Annotated in this window: 6 protein-coding genes and 1 tRNA gene; 5 read left to right on the forward strand and 2 right to left on the reverse strand. The window is 38.6% G+C overall.

The genetic code is table 11. From position 1 onward, the window contains the following. Positions 1-105 precede the first annotated feature (105 nt). The 4 genes from ACKPQ5_RS07170 to ACKPQ5_RS07185 all read left to right on the forward strand — a co-directional run bounded on the left by ACKPQ5_RS07170 (position 106) and on the right by ACKPQ5_RS07185 (position 3885). Positions 106-378 carry a hypothetical protein gene (locus ACKPQ5_RS07170; protein WP_407678420.1) on the forward strand — a complete coding sequence of 91 codons (273 nt, stop codon included), beginning with the start codon at positions 106-108 and terminating at the stop codon, positions 376-378. Positions 379-874: 496 nt separating this feature from the next. Beyond that, complete coding sequence (locus tag ACKPQ5_RS07175; protein WP_407678421.1) at positions 875-1462, forward strand: hypothetical protein; 588 nt, start codon at positions 875-877, stop codon at positions 1460-1462. Between the two features lie 564 nt (positions 1463-2026). Further along, a tRNA-Lys gene (locus tag ACKPQ5_RS07180) sits at positions 2027-2102 on the forward strand. A gap of 67 nt (positions 2103-2169) precedes the next feature. Further along, positions 2170-3885 carry a flagellin gene (locus tag ACKPQ5_RS07185; protein ID WP_407678422.1) on the forward strand — a complete coding sequence of 572 codons (1716 nt, stop codon included), beginning with the start codon at positions 2170-2172 and terminating at the stop codon, positions 3883-3885. A 13-nt stretch (positions 3886-3898) separates the two neighbouring features. Here ACKPQ5_RS07185 and ACKPQ5_RS07190 read toward each other — a convergent pair whose 3' ends face one another. Beyond that, a complete protein-coding gene (locus tag ACKPQ5_RS07190; protein WP_407678423.1) occupies positions 3899-5464 on the reverse strand; it encodes an AMP-binding protein in 1566 nt (521 codons plus the stop codon). A 252-nt stretch (positions 5465-5716) separates the two neighbouring features. Here ACKPQ5_RS07190 and cimA point away from each other — a divergent pair, with 252 nt between their 5' ends. After that, complete coding sequence (gene cimA / locus ACKPQ5_RS07195; RefSeq protein ID WP_407678424.1) at positions 5717-7300, forward strand: citramalate synthase; 1584 nt, start codon at positions 5717-5719, stop codon at positions 7298-7300. Here cimA and ACKPQ5_RS07200 read toward each other — a convergent pair. Then, a partial coding sequence (locus ACKPQ5_RS07200; RefSeq protein ID WP_407678425.1) for a glycosyltransferase family 9 protein occupies positions 7297-7577 on the reverse strand: 281 nt, incomplete at its 5' end. The genes cimA and ACKPQ5_RS07200 overlap by 4 nt on opposite strands.

The raw sequence follows: 7577 nt of genomic DNA on the forward strand, positions 1-7577 counted from the left end.
CTGCATTCCATTACGCAATATTTTCAAAATTTCAATTGATCGATTCATTTGAGCCGTGCAATTACGCCCGAATAAGGTTAATGAAGCAACAGGAAATTTCTTAATATGAGCATTCATCAATCCAAAAAGGAAAAAGAAGGAGACGACCACGATCTTTTTTACCAAGAATGCTTGGACAAAGCTGAAGGAGATGAATTGCGAGCTTTGGCAATGTATAACTACAGGAAAACAGAGCCGAGTCCCGGAAAAGCCCAAGACCTAGATCAAAGGGAAAAATGGCCCATGCTAGTGCCACTTCTTATTCTTTACACGCTAGGAACAATCGGTGTGCTTGCACTTGTGTTTGGCTTTCTCGCAAGCCGATTAAATTGGTGGTAAGAGGTAATTTTACTGAAAGAAACAGCGTTTCGTTCCAATAAATAGTATAATATATATTAATAGACCCTTTTTAAAAGTGGTTTGGAGAGATAGTTAACAGCTCAAGTAAAACAGAAAATAACTGAAATTTACTTCTAGAAAATTCTGGCTTTATTGCATTCAGGTATAGAAATATCGAAGGATAAAACATGTTCCAGATTGAACGGAGTTGATAACCATTAAAATATTCTATTTGAGTTTAAAATCACCATCATAAGTATGCCACATTTCCAGCATTATTTCTGTATGGTGAATTACCATACAATAAGAAAATTATGATCATGGGTACATTAAAAAAAACATGATTATAATTTGTACAACACACCTGAATAATGAATAGATAGACTAAAAATAATTGAGTAAGGTAATCAACCTTACATAATGTGTGGAAATAGTGAACCAAAAATGTAAGGCATTTCAACTTGCAATATTTATATTTGAGTATCTTATCATAGTGATGAATTTATTTTCCGAGCACCTTAATTCACTAGTACGAAGCCACCCTGATAACCTCTCCTGTATCGCTCATAAGGCCCACCTCAGTCGACCTTCTCTTTATGATCTTATCAATGGGAAAACCCTTCCGAAGAAATCCACTTTAGAAAACCTTTGTTCTGCTCTTTCCCTGTCCGAAAATTCAATTAAGAACCTTTTCAATTTGAACAAGTCAGAACGGCTACGAAGTTCCCGAAAAGAACACCAGTATTATCTCCAGCAAAAAAAAATTCTGATTTCTGAGGTTAGTTCGCTACTATTAGGAAAAGGTCATGAGATTTCCCGGCCAATTAGCGCAGGTGAAGCGGATCTTGTTTTGCGACTCAATTCACAACGAATCCCTATTCTAATCTGCCCAACCCCATTAGATTATCCAAAAATATTGGGAAGCTTACTAAGTTCGATGTTTCAACTTTCAAGTGAGAAAGGATATGTTTGCACCCCATACATTAAATCCTTGGATCGAAAAACGGTAAAGTTATTTAATTCTCACGGCATCTTAATTTTATCTATTAAGGGAATACTCAAAGAATTAAAATCACTTCGTTAACACCTTCCAAAGTCACTTTAATTCCATAAGTCACTTAAATTGAGAATTTTAAATTTAATTATAACCTATCCCACTCCCCTACCCCACCGACCTCGAATACGGACTTTCCTAACAGAGATGAAAGTTTAAAGTAATATTTTCACTAATAAATACCGAAGTTAATGACGGAAAAAATCATCATACCCTAATAAATTCAGATTATTTTTTAGCAGGATTAATTAATTATATCCTATGATTAACTCCCTTTTCCTTCTATTAGCACGGTCTTTTCTATGCCCTATCTAAGGCTTTGGGAGTCCTCTCCAAGGAAATAAAGTCTCGCAGTTATTCCTACGTAGGAAATAAATTTTTGGACTAATCTTTACTATACAAAAAGGCAGATATGAATACATGCCTAGTAACATTTAGATTTCCGCCAAAGTATTGAGAGTGAATTGATCAAACCGTTTTTAATTTGATTCAGCCTCAAAAGACAAAAGATCGTCCTTTAAAAGGGAATTTATCTTTAAAGGTTGTTTGTTGACGAAGTTAAACATCTTCTATATTGATATTAGCCTTCAACATGGGTCGGTAGCTCAATCGGTAGAGCAGTGGCCTTTTAAGCCATTGGTTCCGGGTTCGAGTCCCGGCCGGCCTACCATTGTTGATTTCTCTAAAGTTTTGTGCGGTATAGTCGATTATGTAATTTTAATTAATCCTATTTTTCGATGATTTCCCCAGTTAATAACAATCTCACCGGTCTTGTCTTTGAATCCCATAATGACAAAATTGATTTAGAACAGTCACTCGCAAAGCTTTCTTCTGGCAACAAACTCGTTCGAACTGGAGATGACACTGGGGCATTTAGTCAGGCTTCTAAACTTGGCTCCAAAAATAAAAGAGATTTAGTCAGTTTACAAAATCTACAAAATCTCCTTTCTTACACTCAGGTTCAAGATGGTTCTCTTCAATCTGTGGGTAAAATTCTGAACCGACTTGGGGAGATTACTGTTCGTGCATTAGATGTTACCTCGACCGATGCAGATCGTGAAAATTACAATAAAGAATTCCTTGAATTAGCCGATCAACTAGATCAATTAAAAACTGAGGATTTTAATGGGCTTGAATTATTTGGTGCCGGCTCGTTTAGCCAAGATAAAAAAGATTTTATAGAAAGCTTAAAGAAAAACTGGCTGGAGGCATCTGAGGTAATTATAAATCAAGAATACGGTTGGACTACTGCACCTGCTGATAGTTGGGACTTAATAGTTAATGAAAATGATACAGGTGGTTATGCGGCATTTGTGAGAACGGCACAATACGGAGATGGAACCGCCGATGTAATTGAAATGCAATTCGATCTCCCTGATTTTGCTGCACCCCATACATCCCCCAATTCAACTGCAGATCGAGTTGTTGCCCATGAAATGGTTCACCTCATGCAGGCACAGAATTCCTATTACGGTGATATTACTGGAGATGGTTCGAGCAGAGGAACCTGGTTTAAAGAAGGCTTAGCTGAATTTATTCATGGAGCGGATAGTAGGGTAAACTCTATTTTGAGCGGGAATGGGAATGATTTTTCAGCATTAACTTCTGCCATCGGATCAGGAAATGAAAGTTGGGTTTCTTCCGAGCAATATGCAACAGGATATCTTGCGGTAAAATTCCTCCACAGTAGAATTAAAGCAAGTGGGCAAGCCGACGGTATAAAGCATATGACAACTTGGATGAAAACTCAGTTTGATGATATAACTAAGACTTCTTCTGACAGCGGAATTGATGATTACTTTCAAACTTTTAATATCTCAAAACCCTCGGGAGGAAACTTTTCAAGTAATTCAGATTTTATTTCCAATTACGATGGTAGTGATGGGCAAAATTTCATTTCTAATCTGCGCACTCTTAATCAATTTACCAACACTGATACTGGTTCAATTCGAGGCAGTGATGAGGGGGGTACTACTCTCAATGCCCAAGCCGTTGTCCCAGATACTTCCGGAACTCCAGGTAGCAGTTATGTGGAAGAAGAAGATAACTCCTCATTGGCTGCAACAATTGACGGCACGGGGCTCACTTATGATTTAAAGAGCGTAAATACTGTTACAGTAAACACAGATACTTACAATATTGAGTCCATTACCAATGCCAAAAGTACCTTAACTCAAATTACGACCTGGATTGAAAATTTAGCTTCCGAAAGAGCAAATGTGGGAGCCAATATGAGTCGATTAGAGAAAGAAATGCAAAATTTGAATGGCAAGATTACTACTGGAGAAATGGCAGTGGGACGGATTCAGGATACTGATGTGGCAACAGAAAGTACCAAGTTTGCATCCAGTCAAGTCCGCATGCAGGCGAGTATTGCCATTCTTGCACAAGCAAAGGATTTAAATGTTGGCATAAGTGATTTAATCCGGGGCATTATGATCGGCCAGTCTTAGATCTTTCTGCGCACTACCCTACCCATTTTTGAAGTAACGGAAAATCAACCTTGCCGGTGGGAAGTATTGGAAATTCCGCAATAATCTGAACTTTTTTGGGAATCCATAAATTGGGAAGTCCATTCTCGCTTAATTTCTTTCGGAGCTTTGGAAAATCAATTTCCTGATCAATTACTAAAATGAGTTGCTCCCCTTTATTCTCATCGGATTTCCCAATAATGAGTAAAGATGCTTCATTCTCCTCATTGCCAAAGAGAATCTGCTTGATGCGAGCTTCAATTGTTTCATGAGGTACCATTTCTCCCCCAATTTTTGAAAATCGTGATAATCGACCCTTAATAAATAAAAAATCATCCTGATCTAAATAACCGATATCCCCGGTAACAAACCAATTCTCCTTCGTAAGTACTTCATTCGTTTTTTCTAAATCATTCAAATAACCGGAAAAAATATTGGGACCTCGAAAACATAGAAGTCCGCTTTCTCCCACTTGTAAATCTTCGCGGGTTTCTGGGTGAATTGTTTTACACTCAATATCGGAAAACAAATGACCAACTGAACCTTCACGGGATCCCTCTTTGGGTAAATTAAAACTTATTACTGGAGAAGTTTCTGTTAACCCGTAGCCTTCTAGATAGGAACAGTTGGCAAATTCTTCCCATTTCTTTTTAAAAGAACTCTCCGTTTTCTCTGCTCCCGCTACTACATAGCGAATTGATTCAAAATCTTCCTTCTTTCCTTTATTCAAAAAACCACGCAAAAAAGTGGGGGTTCCCAACAAAAAAGTAATTTTTTCTTTCTGAATGGCATGAAGGCCAGACTTCACATCCAAAGGAGATGGAACAGTGACGAATGGAATATCATAAAGTAATGGGAAACAGGTGGATACAGTGAATCCAAAACTGTGAAATAACGGCAAATTGGCAAGGATCTTGGCGTCCTTATCAAAAAGTCCCAATCGGTTAATTTGAGCACAATTAGACAGAATATTTTGGTGTGTAAGGACAACCCCTTTGGGTTCACCAGAACTTCCACTTGTAAATAATAGCGTCGCTTCCTCGGAATCAATTTTACTTGGAATTTTAAGAAAGAATCGAGCCAATTGATAAGGAAATTGTAATAAAACCGCTTCTTTTATGAGTCGATAAGGAGTTAAAGATATTTTTTGCAACCAAGTTGAAATTTCAAATAAATCATCAGTCCATGGAAAATCTGGAAATTTATTCATCATCTTTGTGGCGGATATGATAGTTTTAATCTCCGCTTTTTGAATAAGGTTTTCCGCAATATTCGAACCGAGAGAAAAATTCAAATTAACCGGGATTTTTCCGGCAAATAAAACCGCAAGGTTTGCAATTGTTCCGGCTAATCCAGGGGGTAAAATAATCCCAATTCGTTGGGAATGAGAATTTTTCCGCAAATGAAGTCCTAATTTAACGGAAAGGATTAAAAGTTTTTTCCGGGAGCATATGAAGGGGCCCGGTAATCCATAATCCACCAATGGTGCATGCGAAGTCTTTTTCATCAAAGATTGGAAAAATGCTTCTGCTAAATGCTTTTTTTCGTTTTGAATATCCAAGATTATTTAAACTTAGCGTAAAGGCTTTGTGGTTGCCATAAAAACATCGCATAGGATACTATTTTTGTTATGAGCTTTTGCTATACATTATATTGCTCCAAAAGCATTTACCCAAAAAATTTCAATCGAATTTCGTAGCCCGATTTTCGGGTATACTTTACTCTTGAAAGTCGGGCTATTCACTATTTCTTTACTTTTATTTTTGAATAACCAACCCAAGACAAGTCAACTTTATTTAATATTTACTTTACCGTGAACGAACCAGAAAAAAAACACACCATTATTTATGATACAACCCTTCGAGATGGTTCTCAGGCTGAGGGCGTTTCTTTTACCGTTACCGCAAAACTGCGAGTCGCTGAAAAACTCGATCAATTCGGTATCGATTACATCGAAGGAGGATGGCCAGGGAGCAACCCAAGGGATATGGCTTTTTTCGAAAAAGCAACTGAACTCAATCTAACTCATGCTAAAATTGCTGCTTTTGGTTCCACGAGAAGAGCGTCCTCCCCTGTGGAAGAGGATCCACAAATTAAACTCCTTTTAGATGCCAATACTCCAGTTGTTACTATTTTCGGAAAATCATGGCTTTTACATGTAACTGATGTGCTGCGCACTACTCCGGAAGAAAACCTAGCCATGATTGAAGACTCAGTTCGCTACCTTAAAGCACAAGGTAAAGAAGTGGTGTATGATGCCGAGCATTTCTTTGACGGTTACTTAAGTAATCCAGAATATGCCTTATCAACACTGGCTGCTGCAGAAAAAGGGGGCGCTGATTTTTTAGTACTTTGCGAAACTAATGGGGGTAAGCTCGTACCACAAGTGAAGGAAATAACCGAAACTGTAGTGAAGAAATTTCCCAATACAAAAATAGGAATGCATTGCCATAACGATGCTGGAGTTGGAGTTGCCGTCAGTTTAACCGGGATTGAGGTCGGTGCAAAAATGGTACAAGGAACTATGAATGGATACGGGGAAAGAAATGGAAATGCAAACCTGACCACCATTATTCCCAATCTTGAATTGAAGATGGGGCATACCACAAATTGCAGCGACCACCTTTCGAAACTCCGCGACCTTTCTTTCTTTATTGATGATTCAACCAACCTGAGACCTGACATTCGTGCCCCCTATGTAGGTGCTGCCTCCTTTGCCCATAAAGGAGGCGTGCATGCGGATGCCGCCTCTAAGTCCAATCGAAGTTACGAGCACATTGACCCTGCTTTAGTTGGAAACCGTACCCGAGTTTTAGTATCAGATATGTCCGGACGGAGTAGCATCATGATGAAGGCAAAGGAAATGGGGATGGAAGTTGATGGTCGATCGCCCGAAATGAAATCATTCCTTGAAGAATTAAAAAGGTTGGAATTCCAAGGGTATGAATTTGAAGCGGCAGATGCTTCCTTTGATTTATTACTGAAGCGTTTTCTAAGAGGTGAAGATTCTGCATTTAAAGTTCTGCGTTATCATGTCGGAGTTTCGAGCGATGGAAGCGAAGAGGAATCCAAATCGGAAGCAACTGTTAAACTGATGGTTAAAGATGAAATTCGACATACAGTTGCCGAAGGAAACGGACCGATTTCGGCTTTAGATCATGCCCTTAGGAATGCCCTAGAAAAAGACTTTCCGTTCATCCAGGAAGTTCGCTTAATTGATTTTAAAGTTAGAATCCTAGAGAGTAATCTTGGAACAGATGCAATTACTCGAGTCCATGTAGAATCCACTGACGGGAACAAAACTTGGGGGACAGTTGGCGTGAGTGATAATGTAATTACCGCAAGTTGGGAAGCACTGGTAGATTCAGTCTCATATAAAATTCAATTTGCATCCTAGGTAAATTCATGCACGAGGACACGCGGTCCGGTGGGTCTCCATATTTTTGGATTTGTTGATCTAAAACATACATTGGTAGGAATGCCTAGATTAGCAGCTAAATGAGAGGGTCCCGAATCATTTCCCCAAAATTGGGCCACTCCTTTCAACAGAATTTCTTTATATCTCTCTATCGAACTGGGTACTATCATTTGAATTCTATCGGAATTACAAAATGTTTCATTCTTAAATAATTCTAAGGCGTCGCGATCTGCTTCTCCGAAAGAAAAAACCACCT

Source organism: Candidatus Seribacter sulfatis (genome assembly GCF_964187635.1).
GTDB classification, from domain to species: Bacteria; Verrucomicrobiota; Verrucomicrobiia; order Opitutales; family Seribacteraceae; genus Seribacter; species Seribacter sulfatis.

What these genes read in the sequence shown, in the direction of transcription:
- ACKPQ5_RS07185 (WP_407678422.1), top strand. Translation starts at nt 2,170, where the DNA reads ATGATTTCCCCAGTTAATAACAATCTCACCGGTCTTGTCTTTGAATCC.
- ACKPQ5_RS07170 (WP_407678420.1), top strand. Translation starts at nt 106, where the DNA reads ATGAGCATTCATCAATCCAAAAAGGAAAAAGAAGGAGACGACCACGAT.
- ACKPQ5_RS07175 (WP_407678421.1), top strand. Translation starts at nt 875, where the DNA reads ATGAATTTATTTTCCGAGCACCTTAATTCACTAGTACGAAGCCACCCT.